The organism is Corynebacterium sp. HMSC065D07, from assembly GCF_001810695.1.
In the GTDB taxonomy this organism is placed as follows: domain Bacteria; phylum Actinomycetota; class Actinomycetes; order Mycobacteriales; family Mycobacteriaceae; genus Corynebacterium; species Corynebacterium hesseae.
Window position 1 is genome coordinate 43,255 of record NZ_KV802453.1, and the last position, 16,424, is coordinate 59,678.

At 64.0% G+C, this 16,424-nt stretch carries 14 protein-coding genes; 7 read left to right on the forward strand and 7 right to left on the reverse strand.

The genetic code is table 11. The features are described 5' to 3' along the window. Positions 1 to 22: 22 nt before the first annotated feature. Genes HMPREF2760_RS07465 through HMPREF2760_RS07475 form a run of 3 tightly spaced genes read right to left on the reverse strand, consistent with a single transcriptional unit; the run spans position 23 to position 2,993 of the window. Complete coding sequence (locus tag HMPREF2760_RS07465) at positions 23 to 1,315, reverse strand: sulfate adenylyltransferase subunit 1 (protein ID WP_070596983.1); 1,293 nt, start codon at positions 1,313 to 1,315, stop codon at positions 23 to 25. Beyond that, a complete protein-coding gene (gene cysD, locus HMPREF2760_RS07470; protein ID WP_070523684.1) occupies positions 1,315 to 2,211 on the reverse strand; it encodes a sulfate adenylyltransferase subunit CysD in 897 nt (298 codons plus the stop codon). Before cysD ends, HMPREF2760_RS07465 begins: the two co-directional genes overlap by 1 nt. Continuing rightward, entirely contained in the window at positions 2,211 to 2,993 is a 783-nt protein-coding gene (locus HMPREF2760_RS07475; RefSeq protein ID WP_070523686.1) for a phosphoadenylyl-sulfate reductase, read from the reverse strand. The genes cysD and HMPREF2760_RS07475 overlap by 1 nt, the downstream gene beginning before the upstream one ends. Positions 2,994 to 3,155: 162 nt before the next feature. On the opposite strand from HMPREF2760_RS07475, the gene HMPREF2760_RS07480 reads away from it, so the two are divergent. The 3 genes from HMPREF2760_RS07480 to HMPREF2760_RS07490 all read left to right on the forward strand — a co-directional run bounded on the left by HMPREF2760_RS07480 (position 3,156) and on the right by HMPREF2760_RS07490 (position 7,380). Continuing rightward, on the forward strand, positions 3,156 to 3,572 hold the full coding sequence (locus tag HMPREF2760_RS07480) for a methylenetetrahydrofolate--tRNA-(uracil-5-)-methyltransferase (protein WP_070523689.1): 417 nt from the start codon (positions 3,156 to 3,158) through the stop codon (positions 3,570 to 3,572). A 166-nt stretch (positions 3,573 to 3,738) separates the two neighbouring features. After that, the gene (locus tag HMPREF2760_RS07485) at positions 3,739 to 5,448 is read left to right on the forward strand and encodes an ABC transporter ATP-binding protein (protein WP_070596984.1); all 1,710 of its coding nucleotides are present in this window, start codon (positions 3,739 to 3,741) and stop codon (positions 5,446 to 5,448) included. Continuing rightward, complete coding sequence (locus HMPREF2760_RS07490; protein ID WP_070596985.1) at positions 5,449 to 7,380, forward strand: ABC transporter ATP-binding protein; 1,932 nt, start codon at positions 5,449 to 5,451, stop codon at positions 7,378 to 7,380. Here HMPREF2760_RS07490 and HMPREF2760_RS07495 read toward each other — a convergent pair. Genes HMPREF2760_RS07495 through HMPREF2760_RS07505 form a run of 3 tightly spaced genes read right to left on the reverse strand, consistent with a single transcriptional unit; the run spans position 7,377 to position 8,857 of the window. After that, positions 7,377 to 7,943: a hypothetical protein gene (locus HMPREF2760_RS07495; protein WP_070596986.1), complete on the reverse strand. Its 567-nt coding sequence runs from the start codon at positions 7,941 to 7,943 to the stop codon at positions 7,377 to 7,379. The genes HMPREF2760_RS07490 and HMPREF2760_RS07495 overlap by 4 nt on opposite strands. Continuing rightward, positions 7,936 to 8,295: a DUF6114 domain-containing protein gene (locus tag HMPREF2760_RS07500; protein WP_070596987.1), complete on the reverse strand. Its 360-nt coding sequence runs from the start codon at positions 8,293 to 8,295 to the stop codon at positions 7,936 to 7,938. Before HMPREF2760_RS07500 ends, HMPREF2760_RS07495 begins: the two co-directional genes overlap by 8 nt. Beyond that, positions 8,285 to 8,857 (reverse strand): DUF6230 family protein, encoded by a 573-nt coding sequence (locus HMPREF2760_RS07505; RefSeq protein WP_070523701.1) that lies wholly within the window; start codon positions 8,855 to 8,857, stop codon positions 8,285 to 8,287. The genes HMPREF2760_RS07500 and HMPREF2760_RS07505 overlap by 11 nt, the downstream gene beginning before the upstream one ends. Before the next feature lie 112 nt (positions 8,858 to 8,969). Here HMPREF2760_RS07505 and HMPREF2760_RS07510 point away from each other — a divergent pair, with 112 nt between their 5' ends. The 4 genes from HMPREF2760_RS07510 to HMPREF2760_RS07525 all read left to right on the forward strand — a co-directional run bounded on the left by HMPREF2760_RS07510 (position 8,970) and on the right by HMPREF2760_RS07525 (position 14,964). Next, a complete protein-coding gene (locus tag HMPREF2760_RS07510) occupies positions 8,970 to 11,810 on the forward strand; it encodes a (Fe-S)-binding protein (protein WP_070596988.1) in 2,841 nt (946 codons plus the stop codon). Positions 11,811 to 11,879: 69 nt separating this feature from the next. Then, positions 11,880 to 13,100: a cation:proton antiporter gene (locus HMPREF2760_RS07515; RefSeq protein ID WP_070523707.1), complete on the forward strand. Its 1,221-nt coding sequence runs from the start codon at positions 11,880 to 11,882 to the stop codon at positions 13,098 to 13,100. A gap of 9 nt (positions 13,101 to 13,109) precedes the next feature. Beyond that, a complete protein-coding gene (locus HMPREF2760_RS07520; RefSeq protein WP_227485910.1) occupies positions 13,110 to 13,730 on the forward strand; it encodes a DUF1707 SHOCT-like domain-containing protein in 621 nt (206 codons plus the stop codon). 10 nt (positions 13,731 to 13,740) lie between these two features. Then, positions 13,741 to 14,964 carry a pyridoxal phosphate-dependent aminotransferase gene (locus HMPREF2760_RS07525; RefSeq protein WP_070596989.1) on the forward strand — a complete coding sequence of 408 codons (1,224 nt, stop codon included), beginning with the start codon at positions 13,741 to 13,743 and terminating at the stop codon, positions 14,962 to 14,964. 65 nt (positions 14,965 to 15,029) lie between these two features. On the opposite strand, the gene HMPREF2760_RS07530 is transcribed toward HMPREF2760_RS07525, so the two are convergent. After that, positions 15,030 to 16,319, reverse strand: a complete 1,290-nt coding sequence (locus tag HMPREF2760_RS07530) for an HNH endonuclease signature motif containing protein (RefSeq protein ID WP_070597037.1) — start codon at positions 16,317 to 16,319, stop codon at positions 15,030 to 15,032. Positions 16,320 to 16,424: the final 105 nt, after the last annotated feature.

Below are 16,424 nucleotides of genomic sequence, written 5' to 3' on the forward strand. Positions count from 1 at the left end.
TAAAGCCGCGGGTTAAGGGGGACTAGCGCAGGCGCTGGCCCACAAATCCTGCTGCCAACGTGTTGCCGCTGGACTGATCGATGAGCAGGAAATTGCCCACCGCGCCGCGGGCGGCATAGTCCTCGACGGGAAGCTCCACCTGCGTCTGGACGGTGATGTAGGCGATGTCATTGAGTGCTGCGGACTCCGGAGCCTCAACGTCCGCCACGCCGTCTAGGTCGAGGATGCGGTCCACCGATGCCACGCGCGCCTTGACCAATGCTGTGCCATAGCGCAGCTTCACCATCTGTCCCGCGCGCAGCTCCTTGTCCGTGAGGACCACCGCGGTGGCGGCGAATTCGCGCACCTCCTCCGGGCGCTGTGAACCAGCGACGAGGTCGCCGCGGGCCAAGTCGATGTCATCGGCCAGCCGCAGAACCACGGAGTCGCCGGCGCGCGCCGCCTCGTCTTCAGCAAGCGAGCCATCGGTGGTGTCAATCGCGGTGACGGTCGAGGTGCGCCCGCCCGGGAGCGTTACCTCATCCCCCACCGCCACGTGCCCGGCCTTCACGCGGCCGGCATATCCGCGGTAGTCAGAGGCGTGTTCGCGAATGACGTACTGGATAGGGAAACGGAAGTCCAAGTCATCGGCGCGGCCGGTGGCCACGGGGACGGTCTCTAGCGTTTCAAGGACCGTCGGCCCCTCGTACCAGTCCATGGTGGTGGAGCGCTCCACCACGTTATCGCCCTTGAGCGCAGAAATCGGGATGGCAACCGAGTCCGTAATGCCCAAGCGCGCCGCAATGTCGTTGAACTCCGTCTCAATCGCGCGGAAGGTTGCTTCGTCATAGTCCACCAGATCGATCTTGTTCACGCCCAGGATGACGTGGCGCACGCCCAAGAGTGCTGCGACGTTGAGGTGGCGGCGGGTTTGTTCGACGACGCCATTGCGGGCGTCGACAAGCAGCACCACCACCTGGGACGTGGACATGCCGGTCACCGTATTGCGCGTGTACTGCACGTGGCCCGGGGTATCGGCGAGGATGAAGGTGCACTTATCGGTGGCGAAGTAGCGGTAGGCCACGTCGATGGTGATGCCCTGTTCGCGTTCGGCACGGAGGCCGTCGACAAGCAGCGAGAGGTCCATGCCGTCGAAGCCGCGGTCGGCAGAGGAACGCTCCATGGACTCCACCTGGTCCGCCAGCACGGACTTGGTGTCGTAGAGCAGGCGGCCCACGAAGGTGGACTTGCCGTCATCGACGGAACCGGCGGTGCACAGGCGCAGGGTATCGCGCTGCTTGAGCGCGCCGACATTCGGTGCGAGGGTAGTCGTCATCAGAAGTAGCCTTCCTTCTTGCGGTCCTCCATGGCGGACTCGGACAGTTTGTCATCGGCGCGGGTGGCACCGCGCTCGGACAGGGTGGAAATGGAGATTTCCGCGAGCACCTCATCGGGCGAGGCGGCGGTGGATTCCACGGCACCGGTGCAGGACATATCGCCCACGGTGCGGTAGCGCACGGTGCGGATCTCCAGCGGTTCATCCTCGCGCGGGCCGCCCCACTCGCCCGGGGTCAGCCACATGCCGTTGCGGTTGAACACCTCGCGCTGGTGCGAGTAGTAGATGGAGGGAAGCTGCAGGTTGCGCGCGCCGATGTACTCCCAAATATCGGACTCGGTCCAGTTGGAGATGGGGAAGACGCGGACGTTTTCGCCGGCCATCTTGCCGCCGTTGTACAGGTCCCAGAGCTCCGGGCGCTGGCGGCGCGGATCCCAACCGCCGAAGGAATCGCGGATGGAAAAGATGCGCTCTTTGGCGCGGGCGCGTTCCTCGTCGCGGCGCGCGCCACCCAGCACGGCGTCGTATCCGCGCTCCGCGATGGTCTCCACCAGCGGCACGGACTGCAGCGGGTTGCGGGTTCCGTCGGGGCGCTCCTGGATGTCGCCGCGGTCGATCCAGTCTTGGACCAGCGCCACGTGCAGGCGCGCGCCGGTTTCCTCGACGAGCTGATCGCGGAAGTCGATGACCTCCGGGAAGTTGTGGCCGGTATCCACGTGGATGAGCTCGAAGGGCACTGTGGCCGGCGCAAAGGCGCGGCGGGCGAGCTCGAAGACCACGACGGAGTCCTTGCCGCCGGAAAAGAGCAGGCCTACCTTGTCGAATTGCCCGGCGACTTCGCGCAGGATGTGGAGGGATTCGTTCTCTAAGTCTTTAAGGTGTGGTGAAAGAGTCATTATTCGTGTAACCCGCATTCTGTCTTGCCGTCTGCGAAAACGCGCCCGGAGCGCGCATCCTCGCCCTCGCCTACCGGGAAGGTCAACGGCGCGCAGCCGATGGAGCGGTAACCCTGGAGGGTGAGGGGATGGATGATGAGATCGTGTTCCTTGATGTAGGCGTCGGTGTCATCAAGGTCCCAGGTAATAATTGGGGAAATCTTCAGCCGGCCCGTGCGGTCCAGGCTCAGCGCCGGGGCGGTGGCGCGGTGCTCGGAATCGGCGCGGCGCAGGCCGGTCACCCACCCGACATACGGGTCCATAGCCATGTTGAGCGGCTCCACCTTGCGCATGCGGTTATAGGCCGCGACATCGCGCGCGTACAGGCGCGGGCCATAAATCTTGTCCTGCTCCTCGGGGCTCAAGATAGGCAGGACGCGCACCAGCGGCAGGTCCGCATAGCGCTTGGCGACGTCCCCCGCCACCTCCAACGTCTCCGGAAAGTGCCAGCCGGTGTCGATGAAGAGGAGGTCGGCGTCGAGGTGCGCTTGGTGCGCGAGCTCGGCGAGCACGGTGTTTTCCATGGACATCGTGACGGCGAGGCGGCCGGGTGCGTGCTCGGCGGCCCATTGGGTGATGGTCTCGGCGGAGGCGTCATAAAGCTTGTCGGCCCACTCCTCGACGAGTTCCTGGTTGCGCTGGGCCACGGCAGGCTCGAGCGGCGCGGTGTCGCGGGTGCCTTCGGGGCTAATGCTGGGGTCGCGGTAGTCGCCGCGGTCCAGCAGGTTTATCGGTTCGGTCATGACACCTCACATTAAAGGGAGGCGGGCGTGTGCGCAGCCCCACAGTGGGGCGCGGGGGCTGTGAGCTTGGGTACTAGGGAGAATAAAAATTAGCCAGAATGAACCGAGCGGACTAGATTTACAGACTAGACAGTCTATTTCTACCGAACTGAAGGGGTTCTCATGCAGCGTGTTGCCATCGTCGGGGACAGCCCCGCCGCGCTCTCCACCGCCGAACGGCTCATCAGGGCCGGGCTGTGCGTGGACCTCTACTGCGAGCGCCCCGCGCCTTTCGGTTTGCTGCGCCGCTTCGCCGGGCTCTCCGGCGCGGAATCCGTTGCTGAGCCGTGCCCAAAGGGGACAACGCCGCGGCTGCGGCTCATCGGCAACGTCCGCGTGGGCTATGGCCCCGACGCGGACATCAACCACTCGGACCTCAACCAGCTCTCCGCTTCCGGGGACCACCACCTCGTTCTTTTGGAACTCATGGCCCGCGGCGTGGCCATCACCACGTGGGAGGGCCTGTGCCAGCCCACCGACGACGTCGAGGACTGGGCCGCCGTCACGGCTCGCGCCCAGCGCGCCCCGGTCTGCTTCTAGCGCGCGAGCTAAACGCGCGAGCTCAACGCTCGCGCAGGGAAATGGGGAAGCCTGCTGCCAGTCCTTGCACCACCGCACTCGCTAGACGCACTCGCGTCTAGCGGGATAGACTTGCGCGGTCATTGACCTTTGGCCTTTCCAGGCCGCTCACATGAAACGTTGGTCTATGGAACTCCTACGTATCCTCATATCCCGCTCGAAGCCGTATACCGGCTACGTCATCGCGGTGCTGCTTCTCCAAGCACTGTCCACCGCGGCAACGCTTTACCTCCCTTCGCTCAACGCGAAGATCATCGACAAGGGTGTTGCCCAAGTAGACATCGACTACATCTGGCACACCGGCGGCATCATGCTCATCGTGGCCTTCATCCAGGTCGCCGCCGCCATCGCCGCCATCTGGTTCGGCTCCCGCACCGCCATGGGCCTCGGCCGCGACCTGCGCTCCGAAGTCTTCCGCCGCGTCACCCGCTACTCCGCCGAAGACATGAGCAACTTCGGCACCGCCACCCTCATCACCCGCGGCACCAACGATGTCCAGCAGGTCCAGATGGTCTACATGATGATGCTCAACTTCATGGTTGCCGCCCCCATCATGTCCATCGGCGGCATAATCATGGCCATCCGCGAAGACGCCGGAATGTCCTGGCTCGTCGCGGTCTCCGTCATCGTGCTGCTGGCCGCCATCTCCGTCATCATCGTCCGCCTCATGCCGCTCTTCCGCTCGTGGCAGGAAAAGCTCGACGTCATGAACGGCACGCTGCGCGAGCAAATCGCCGGCATTCGCGTCGTCCGCGCCTTTACCCGCGAAGAGCACGAAGCCGAGCGTTTCCGCACCGCCAACCGCGACATCACCAACCTCTCGCTCAAGGTGGGCCAGCTGTTCGTCCTCATGTTCCCCATCATCACCGTCATCCTGAACGTAGCCACGGGCGCAGTTCTGTGGTTCGGCGGCCACCGCGTCGACGATGGCCTCGTGGAAGTCGGCTCCCTGACCGCCTTCCTGCAATACCTGCTACAGATCCTCGCGGCCGTCATGATGGGCACCTTCATGGCCATGATGCTGCCCCGCGCCGTCATTTGCGCGCGCCGCATCACCGACGTCCTCGAGCACGATCCCTCCATCGTCGAGCCCGCTACCCCGCTCACCCCGGAGCGCTCCGAGGGCGTGGTCGAGTTCGACAACGTCACGTTCCAGTACGCCGGCGCCGAAGCGCCCGTGCTTCACGACGTCTCCTTCACCGCCACCCCCGGCACCACCACCGCTCTCATCGGCGCGACCGGTTCCGGCAAAACCACCGCACTCTCCCTGATCCCGCGCCTCTATCTCCCGACGAAGGGCCGCGTGCTTCTCGACGGCACCGATATCGCCGATATGGCACGAGGGGACGTCGTCAAGCGCGTGGGCCTCGTGCCGCAGAAACCGTACCTGTTTAGCGGTTCCGTGGCCTCCAACCTGCGCCTCGGCGCCCCGGACGCCACCGACGAGGAGCTGTGGGAAGCGCTGCGCGTGGCCCAGGCAAACTTCGTCGAGGACCTCGACATGCACATTTCCCAGGGCGGCACCAACGTTTCCGGCGGCCAGCGCCAGCGCCTGTCCATCGCGCGCATGCTGGTGGCGCGGCCGCTGGTGTACCTCTTTGATGATTCCTTCTCCGCGCTCGATGTCCTCACGGATGCCGCGGTGCGCTCCGGAATGCGCGAGTACACCGCGGAGGCGACGACGATCATCGTGGCGCAACGCGTGAGCTCGATCGTGGACGCGGATCAGATTCTGGTCATGGACGCCGGGCGCGTCGTGGCCCGCGGCACGCACGAGGAGCTGCTGGAAAGCTCGACGACGTACCGCGAAATTGTGGAATCCCAGGAGGTGGCATAAATGACTGAGCAAGATAACGCGACGTTAGAAGCCGAGATCGAGCAGAAGACCGGCGAAAACGCGCCGCGCAAGGCCAAGAATTTTTGGCCCTCCGCCAAGCGTCTCTTTGGCCTGCTCGCGCCATTCAAGGCGCAGCTTGTCGCGATTGCCGCGATGAACCTCGTGTGCGTGTTCCTCGCCGTGGCCGCGCCCAAGGTTATGGGCAAGGCCACCGACGTCATCTTCTCCGGTGTCACTTCCCGCCACCTGCCCGCCGGCATGACCAAGGAGCAGGCCATCGCGGCTCTGCGCGCGGGCGGGCAGGATAAGTTCGCGGACATGGCCTCCGCCATGGACTTGAACCCCGGCTTCGGCATTGATTTTTCCAAGCTGGGCACGATCATCGGCATCGTGATTGCGATGTACGTGGTGTCCTCGCTCTTCCAGTGGTGGCAGGGCTACCTTCTGAACTCGCTGGTGATGAAGGTTGTCTTCGATCTGCGCGAGCGCATCGAGGCGAAGATCAACCGGCTGCCGCTGAACTACTTCGATACGCAGTCGCGCGGCGACCTTCTGTCGCGCACCACCAACGATGCCGACAACGTCCAAACGGCCCTGCAGCAGGCCATTTCGCAGCTGTTCTATAACCTGCTCATGGTCATCGGCATCACGGTCATGATGTTCACCGTGTCCTGGCAGCTGGCCCTCGTGGCGCTGCTGGCGCTGCCGCTGACTGGTGTGGTCATCGGGGTCGTCGGCTCGCGCGCGCAAAAGCAGTTCAAGGCGCAGTGGAAAGCCACCGGTGACCTCAACGGGCAGGTCGAGGAAGCCTTCTCCGGCCACGACCTGGCGACCGTCTTCGGACGCATCGATTCCATGACGGAGGACTTTGATAAGCGCAACGAGGAGCTCTTCCGCTCCGCCTCGCTGGCGCAGTTCCTGGCGGGCATGATGATGCCGATCATGCAGTTCATCTCCTACCTGTCCTACGTGGTCATCGCGGTGCTCGGCGCGTTGAAGGTGGCCTCCGGCAACCTCACGCTGGGTGGCGCCCAGGCCTTCATCCAGTACTCCCGCGAGTTCAACCAGCCGCTGGGCCAGCTCGGCGGAATGATGCAGCAGGTGCAATCGGGCGTGGCCTCGGCCGAGCGCGTCTTCGAGTTCCTCGACGCCGAGGAAGAACCCGCCGAACATCCCTCTTCCCGGCTGGGCGGGCGCGCCAAGGGCTTGGTCGAGTTCGAGGACGTGGACTTCTCCTATGACCCCGACAAGCCGCTCATCCAGGAGCTCAGCCTGCGCGTGGAACCGGGCCAGACCGCGGCCATCGTGGGCCCCACGGGTGCCGGCAAGACCACGCTGGTCAACCTCATCATGCGTTTCTACGACATCGATTCCGGCACCATCCGCCTCGACGGCGTCGACACCGCGCAGATGTCGCGCCACGAGCTGCGCTCCCAGGTGGGCATGGTGCTGCAGGACGCCGTCGTCTTCGAGGGCACCATCATGGACAACATCCGCTACGGCCGCCTCGACGCGACCGATGAGGAAGTCATTGCCGCCGCCAAGGCCACCTACGTGGACCGCTTCGTCCACGCGCTGCCTGAGGGCTATGACACGGTCATCGATCAAGACAATGGCGCGATTTCCTCCGGCGAGCGCCAGCTCATCACCATCGCGCGCGCCTTCCTGGCGCAGCCGGCGCTCCTCATCCTCGACGAAGCGACCTCCTCCGTGGATACCCGCACCGAGGTGCTTGTTCAGGACGCCATGAACGCGCTGCGCGCGGACCGCACCTCCTTCATCATCGCGCACCGCCTGTCCACGATTCGTGACGCCGACATCATCATCGTCATGGAAGAAGGACGCATCGTGGAACAGGGCACCCACGCCGAGCTTCTCGACGCCCACGGCGCCTACTGGCGCCTCCACCAGTCCCAGTTCCGCGAGGACTAGTCGACGCTCACGGACATCGTCGGGGCCGAGAACGTGTCACCCGTGAGGTTCGCCAACTCGAGGGTGACGTCGCTTAAGGAAAGGTGCTCCATGAGGGCGTCGGGAAGCTCGGCGTCCGGAGCAGGGGGAATTCCGAGCTGATCGAGAACGGCATTGATATCGCCGCCGGTGAGATCTGCCGTGACGGGCACGGTGCGCGCACCCTCGACGGTGGGGGTGGCGGTCAGCGAGGTCGCCACGATGCGCGCGGGCTCCACGGTGGTTATCGAACCACCTGTCGTGAGCAGGCCATCGCCGGCATTTCCGGGCAAGGTGATGGCCAGGTTGCGCACGGCAAGGCGATCGCCGGTGAGCTCGATAACGCGCACCTCGCCGTCGCGGGTGGGCATCGTGCCCAGCGTGGCTTTCACGTTTCCCGTTAGCGTGACCTCGTCCGCCTTCACGGTGGAAAAGTAGGGCTGCGCCGGGGCGACCTGCGCGCTCACGCCCGTCGCGCTCGCCGCAGCGACCATGGCGGCCACGAACAACACGCTCCGTGAGCGCGAAGGACGGTGCTTAAACATCGGTAGGCTCCCACGCCAGGGTGAGCGCGCCGCCAATGATGCCGAGCAGTGAACCGATGAGGAAGCCTCCCAAGTTAGAGGTAGGCAGCGCAATCACGGCCACGATGATGCCGAGCACTCCCAGATACGTCGAGGTGGCCGGGCGAAACCACGCTCCTAAGCCGAACATGACCAACAGCGCCCCGATGAGCAGCGTGGACACGCCCGACACCGTGGAAATCATGACCAGCAGGTCCGAGATGTGCACGGTGAAATACGCGGGCGTGGCGATGACGATTCCCGAAAGTATGAGCAGCAAGCCCGGGATGAAGGGCCGCCCACCGCGCCACGCCTTAAACCGATCAGCAGCCATTTCCGCGGCCCCGTTCCACGGATACGCCCACGTTCTGTGCTGACAGCGTCTTGGCGCCGATGGAGGTGGCGCGGACGTCGTCGGCAGTCAGCGAAACCTTCTTTGCATACAGGCCCCACGTTCCGGGATCCGCGGTGGTGGACAGCTGGCGCGCATCGATGCCCACGTTCGCATCCTCCATGACCAACGAGCCCTCGATGTCCGACGCACCAACCAACAAGTCGGTGGCCTCCACGCTGTTATCGCCCTTCGCCTTCAGCGCCAGCGTGGCCTCCCCCACCGCCGGCAGGTCCGTCGTGACGTAAAGGCAAAGATCCGAGGCCACCGCGTGCTCCATCTTCAACCGGGCCGTCGGCACGTCCTCCTCACCCTTCTTGTCACTATCCACGAAGAGCGAGAAAGCCTCGCCCTCCAAGTGCCGCATGTTGACGTTGAAGAACGTTCCCGATAGCGCCAGGTTCGCCGTCAGACCGCCTTGCGCCACTGCAAACCCCGTCACGCCGAAAGCCGCAAATCCTGCGATAAGCCCCACCGCCGCCTTCGGCGCACTGATTCTTCCCATACACGTCAGCTTATTTCTCTGCCTCCGAAAACACTAGCTGAATGCTGACTCACTGATTTAGGGGCCGAGGATTTAAGGTAAGAGGCACACAGCAGCAATTAAAGGAGCGCGCATGTTCGGCTGGGTTGCCATCGCCGCATCGGTCCCGGTGTGGCTGTACTTTTTCTACCGCCTCACGGCGCTGTTTCGGTTCATCCGCTCCGGCGGCCCCACGCAGCTAAACCGTACCGACCGCCCCCTGGCGCGCCTCGGCCGCGTGCTTATCGAAGTCTTCGGCCATACCCACTTCAAAGGCCGGCCGCTGGTCAATGCCGCGCACTGGCTCGTGATGGTGGGTTTCCTCTTCGGCGCCATCGTGTGGTTCGAGGCCTATATCCAAACCTTCGCGCCCGATAAAGGCTGGCCGTGGCTGGGCGACTGGCCGGTCTACCACTTCATCGAAGAGGTCCTCGCCATCGGCACCGTGCTCGGCATCTGCTTCCTCATCGGCGTGCGCCTCAAGCTCGGCCACACCGAGCGCGGCAGCCGTTTCTATAATTCGCAGGTCTTCCCCGCGCACCTGGTGGAGGCCATCGTTCTCCTCGAGGGCCTCGGCATGCTCGCCGTCAAGGCCTCCGCCATCTCCACCTATGGCGGCGGCTCCCCGTGGGCTGATTTCTTGACCATGCGTGTGGCGGGGGTTATGGGGGCGCCGCCAAGCATGGTGCAATTCTTTGCTCTGGTGAAGCTGCTGACGGGCCTGGTGTTCATCGCGTGCATCGCGCGCTATTTCCAGTGGGGCGTGATGTGGCACCGTTTCATGGCCTTCTTCAACATCTTCTTCCAGCGCAACGCCACGGGTGAAAAGGCGCTGGGCTCCGTGCCCACACCCGACCTGGAGGACCTTGAGCCGGGGAGCTGGAAGATGCTTCTCGACGCCTCCTCCTGCACCGAATGCGGCCGCTGCCAGGACCTCTGCCCCGCGTGGAACACCGAGAAGCCGCTGAGCCCGAAGAAGCTCATGATGGACCTGCGCCAAGGCGCGCTGGATAATTACAACCCGCACGAGGGGCTCAACGTACTGGCGATGGCGGGCACGATTGATGATGACGTCCTGTGGGCCTGCACCAACTGCGGTGCGTGCGTGGACCAGTGCCCGGTGGACATCGAGCACATCGACCACGTGGCGGACCTGCGCCGGTTTAAGGTGCTGGCGGAGTCCGACTTCCCGTCGGAGCTGACCGGACTGTTTAAGAACATGGAGACAAAGGGCAACCCGTGGGGTCGCAACGCCTCGGAGCGCCGCGCGTGGATCGATGAGGCGCGTGCCGATGGCATCGAGGTGCCGATTATTGGTGAGGACGCGGAAGACTTTTCGGACCTGGAGTACCTGTTCTGGGTCGGTTGCGCGGGTACTTATGATGACAAGGGCCGCGCCACGACGCGCGCGGTGGTGGACATGCTGCACACTGCAGGCGTGAAGTTCGGTGTGCTGGCCACGGGCGAGACCTGCACCGGTGACCCGGCGCGCCGTGCCGGAAATGAGTTCCTGTTCCAGGTGATGGCGGAGCAAAACGTCGCCACGCTTAACGACGCCTTTGCCGGCGTCCCCAAAGGCCAGCGCAAAATCATCACGACGTGCCCGCACTGCTTCAACACGATTCGCAACGAGTACCCCGACTTCGACGGCCACTTCGACGTGCTGCACCACACGCAGCTGCTTAACCGTTTGGTGCGGGAGAAGCTGCTCGTGCCGGTGCCGCGCTCCCCGGAGAACCGCAAGCCGGTGACCTACCACGACCCGTGCTTCCTGGGCCGCCACAACAAGGTCTTCGACCCGCCGCGTGAGCTCGTGGAGGCGACCGGTGCGTCGCTGGCGGAGATGGACCACAACCGCGACGAGGCCTTCTGCTGCGGCGCCGGTGGCGCGCGCATGTTCATGGAGGAAAAGCTGGGCAAGCGCATCAACGAGTTCCGCTCGGAGCAGGCCGTGGCAACGGGCGCGGAACAGATCGCGACGGGCTGCCCGTTCTGCAACGTCATGCTCACGGGCGGCGTGAAATCCATCGCACCGGAAACCCAGGTCAGCGATGTGGCGCTCATGCTGCGCAGCGCCATCGCCCCCTCCGGCGACCTCCCTGCCCCGCGCGAGAAGGCCTTCCTCGACACGCCTCGCCGCCTGCCCGTGGAAGATTCCGACGTGCCTTCCCCGGAAGCGACCGCTGCGCAATCTGCCCCGACAAGCTCCCCACAGGCCCCCACCGCTGCGCCGTCCGCACCAAGCGCTCCCTCTGCGCCGCAAGCACCTGCAGCGCTGTCTGCGCCCAGCACGCCGCAAGCACCTGCAGCGCCAACGCCTCCGGCTGCCCCCAGCGCTCCTGCAGCACCCACTGCGCCCCAAGCTCCGTCCACGCCAACCGTGCCTACTGCTCCAACGGTTCCTTCCTCCCCTGGCGCTCCGATTGCACCGGCGGCTCCGGCTGCCCCCAGCGCACCCGCCGCGCCGTCCGCACCAAGCGCTCCCGCCGCGCCGTCCGCCCCGGCACCACCGGCTGCCCCAACGGCTCCATCCGCTCCGACACCACCGGCTACCCCAACCGCTCCTTCCGCCCCAGGTGCACCGGCGGCCCCCAGCGCACCTAAGGCACCCGCAGCTCCCACCGCTCCCGCAGCTCCGTCTGCGCCAAGCGCGCCGCAAGCACCCGCAGCGCCTAGTGCCCCGGCTACTCCTTCGGCACCGACGCCCCCAACTGCGCCAAGCGCTCCCGCCGCGCCGTCCGCACCGACACCACCGGCGGCACCCAGCGCACCCGCGGCACCAAAGGCTCCAGCCGCGCCCAGCGCACCTCAGGCACCATCTGTGCCAGACGCGCCAGCGGCACCGAAGGCTCCATCTGTGCCAGACGCGCCAGCGGCACCCAGTGCCCCGGCGGCGCCGAAGGCTCCGGGGGCGTCGGCAAGCAAGGGCGACTAGTGCGACGTCGGCCACACCACCAACGCACGGGGTAGGCGTGCCTGATACCCCACAGGTACGCTCTACCCCATGCAAACTGACGTAACCTACGTCCTCGCCTCGGGCGAGACCAACTACACCAACTCGCTGGTGTCCTTCGCATGGATTATGGCGGTGGCGCTGTTGGCACCGTTGGTATCCCATGCCCTAGGCAAGAAGATGCCGGCCGTGGCGCTGCTCATTTTCTTCGGCATGCTCATCGGCCCATCGATGTTGGGCCTGGCCCATGAAGACCCCGGCATCGGAATGCTCAAGGAGCTTGGCGTTGGCGCGCTGTTCCTGCTTGCGGGTTTTGAAATTGACCTCGCCAGCCTGAAATCGAAAGAAGCCGCGACGGGGCTCTCCACGTGGCTCATCTGCATGGTGGTGTGTGGCGTCGGCGCGTACTTCCTCATGGATGACATCCCGGGTGCCATCGTCATGGCAATTGCGTTGACGTCGACGGCCCTGGGCACCATCACGCCGATGCTCAAGCAGGACAAGCTGCTTGGCACGCGGGTAGGCGATTCCGTGGTCATCCACGGCGCCATCGGTGAGGTCGCGCCGATTACCGCGATGGCGCTCCTTTTGGGAACGCGCTCCACGTGGACCACGATGTTGATTCTTCTGGCCTTCATCGCAATCGCGGTCGCCGTGGCCATCATGCCCTTTGCCATTACGACGCTCATGCCGTGGTTCAAGGACGCCTTCATCTCTGGTGCGGGCTCAACGAACCAGACCATCATGCGCCTCATCATTTTGATTCTGGCCATCCTCATGGCGGTCACCGCGGTCTTTGAGCTCGATATCGTGCTGGGTGCCTTCGCGGCGGGCATCATCCTGAACCGCATCGTGCCCGATGAGTTCCATAAGGGCTTGGAGAACCGCCTCGACGTGGTGTTTTATTCCATGCTCATCCCGGTCTTCTTCGTGGTCTCCGGCATGGCGATTGACTGGAAGGTCATCGTGGACGAGCCCCTCAAGGTCCTCGGCATCCCGCTTCTTATCCTGGTGACCCGCGGCCTGCCAGTGTTCCTGCGCGAAAATATCCACCACACGGGCTCCGACGTCGAAACCACCCGCGAGCGCCTCCAAGTGGCGCTCTATGCGGCGACCGGCCTGCCCATCATCGTGGCGGTGATGACGCTTGCGGTGGGTTCGGGCATCGTCGATACAGAAATGGCCTCGATCTTCATCGCCGGCGGTGCCCTCACCGTCGCAATCTTCCCGTTCCTATCCGGCCTCGTTCGCGAAAAGGAGCAAGCTAAATAGGCTGTTAGGATGGCTATTGTGACTAATCCTTTCAGCATGCGGCTTTCCGACGCCGAACGGACCAACGCCGTCAACGACCTCGCCCAGGCCTTGGGTGAAGGCCGTCTATCGATGGACGAGTTTGAACAGCGCACCGACGCGATAATGGAGGCGACGACTCGCCGCGAGCTGGCGGCCGTCTTCATGGATATCCCCACCAAAGCCAGCACGGAGCTCAAGATCTACTCCCAAGGTGAAATGGAGCGCGCCTACCAGGCTACGAAGAAGCCTCGACTGGCCACGGCCATGGTAGGCACGCTGGGGTTGTTGTTCGGCTCGATTGCATCTTTCGGTGCCATGTCCGGCGTCACCGCCGCGCTGACCGGAACGGGCCTGCTTTTCCTCATCCCCGCGTTGTGGATCATGCTGTACGTGGCCAAGGTGGGCCCGGAATCCTGGCATCGCCCGTCGCCGCGCCAGATCGAGCGCCAGCGCATGCGCGAGCTCAAGGCCGCGGGCGCGGAGGAACGCGCGCAGATGCGGGCGTTGGAGCAGGCGCAATGGGCGGAGAGGCGTCGTCAAGCAAGCGAAATCACCGGCGATGCGATGAATCTGGCCAAACGCAAGCTGGAGCAGTGGAACCAGAAGTAACATATCCGGCATGACACACAACCGGATTTTTGATCAATCCACCAAACTACAAGGCGTTGCCTACGATATTCGCGGCGAGGTTTCCACGGAGGCCGAGCGCATGGAGCTCGACGGGCACAGCATTTTGAAGCTCAACACCGGCAACCCGGCAGTGTTTGGTTTCGATGCGCCGGACGTCATCATGCGCGACATGATTGCGGCGCTGCCGACCTCCCAGGGCTACTCCACATCGAAGGGAATTATCCCGGCGCGTCGCGCGATTGTGACGCGCTATGAGCTGGAGGATTTCCCCAGCTTCGACGTCAATGACGTGTACCTGGGCAACGGCGTCTCCGAACTGATTTCGATGGTCACGCAGGCGCTGCTTGACGACGGCGATGAGGTTCTCATCCCCGCCCCTGACTACCCCCTGTGGACGGCGGCGACGTCGCTGGCGGGTGGCACGCCCGTACACTATTTGTGCGATGAGGAGGATGATTGGAATCCGTCCATTGAGGATATTCGCGCAAAAGTAACGGAGAAGACCAAGGCAATTGTGGTCATTAATCCGAATAACCCGACGGGTGCTGTGTACTCGCGTGAAACGCTGCAGAAAATCGTTGAGGTAGCACGCGAATACAATCTGCTGATTCTGGCGGATGAGATTTATGACCGCATTCTTTATGACGGTGCGAAGCACATTTCGATTGCCTCCCTGGCGCCGGACTTGCTGACGATCACGTTTAATGGCCTGTCGAAGGCCTACCGCGTGGCCGGCTACCGCGCGGGCTGGATGGTGCTGACGGGCCCGAAGTCCCATGCCCGCGGTTTCATTGAGGGCCTGGATTTGCTGGCGGGCACGCGCCTGTGCCCGAATGTACCGGCGCAGCACGCGATTCAGGTCGCACTTGGTGGGCGGCAGTCGATTTATGAGCTCACCGGTGAGGGCGGGCGCTTACTCAAGCAGCGCAACATTGCCTACGAGAAGCTCAACGAGATTCCAGGCGTATCCGTGACGAAGCCGATGGGCGCGTTGTATTGCTTCCCGCGCTTGGATCCAGAGGTCTACGAGATCCACGATGACGCGAAGCTCATGCTCGACATCCTGCGCGCCGAGAAAATCCTCATGGTGCAGGGCACCGGCTTTAACTGGCCCACGCCGGATCACTTCCGCGTGGTCACGCTGCCGTGGGCTTCGCAGCTGGAGAACGCGATTGAGCGGCTCGGCAACTTCCTGGTGAGCTACCGCCAATAGCCCTGCTTTCCGCGATCGGGCGGGCGCAAAGAGACGCACTCGGCACAAAAGCGTGCGCGTCTCTCCTATCGGTCGGGCGGAGCGGGACTTCCCGGCTCAGAACGTGTGGATGTCGGAGATTCGGCCGGCTTTGCGGTCTGGGCACGACGGCTTGTGCTAGGCCCCGCAACGGTGCTTACTGTGTCTTGACGGTTTTCGTGAATACGCTGGGCGCGTGGTGCGCGGTGCGGATGTACCGGTTCCCGCGGATCGCGGGGGCCGGCTGGCACCCACTTAACTTTGCCGTTTTCCCGCACGATACGGCCACGGCCCGGGAGACCATTGATGGCGTTGTGATACTTGCACAGCGGGGTGAGGTTTTCGGGGTTTGTCTCGCCGCCGTTTCTCCATTCCTTGATGTGGTGTATCTGGCAATAATCAGCCCCACACAAGCAACGGCCCCAGGCACAGGTTGGTTGTTCCCCACTTGCCATGATGCGCTGCTTCTCCGAGGCAACCCGCTGGGTGCGGTGAAGTTCCACGGGGCCTTTGACACGGTCGACGAGCATGACGAGTCCTTCTTCGGCGAACTCGCGCTCGATAAGTTCTTTGCCCGTAATCTTGGCGCCGTTGGATAGCTGAATCACGATATCCCCAAGGTCAGGCGCCGCGGTATCAGCGCCAAGTGTCTCATGGTTGGTGGATTGGGTTGCAGATGACGCTGGCTGGCCGGAAAGAGGAGCGTTCGGGTCCGCAGAATCGGGGCGCGGCGTGGACGGGTCACCCAAGCGGCCCAAAATTCTGGCGTACTCGGGAAGCTCCATGACGGCGAGGGTCTGGGGAACGGGGCGGGCAAGGCGGCCCTCGTGAAACGCAGCCGTAAACGAGCCGACGGGATCGTCTTCATCAATGTTGGGACGCAGGTCCTCGATAAGCGCGGCCGGGGCGGTGAGCGTGAGCTTGGACAGCTCCTTACCCCGGCGAATTGTCACGCCAGGCTTCGGCGCGGGCGGCGGGTTGAGCTCGCGAAGGCGCTCGCGCGCATAGCGAGCCACGGCCTTCTCATCGCCAGAAATCCCGCACAGCTCAATGCGCAGATCCCATGCCTCGCGCTGTTTCTTCAGCCGCCCAGCGAAGCGCTCAATGAGCAGCAGGGTGGGCAGGTCGTGGCCATTATCGCGAGCCGCTGCAATAGCGCGCGCTTGTTTGCGGGTGAAGGAGGTGGAGGCAAAGTAGACGTCGAAAAGCGCCAGCAGAGAACGCGCCACGGACTCTGGACCCCACGCCCGCAGCTGCTCAAAGCTGAGCCCCGCAACGCCGGCGACGAGCTCGATGCCTGCCGCCTGGCTGCGTAGATGCGCTTCAACAAGGTTCATGCCAGCAACGCTAAACGCCCCACCCGCCTCCCACAACGGCAACGTCTCCACCCTGTGGATAACTTGTTGATCGCGTCAGCAATACTTTTCTTTTTAATGAAACTC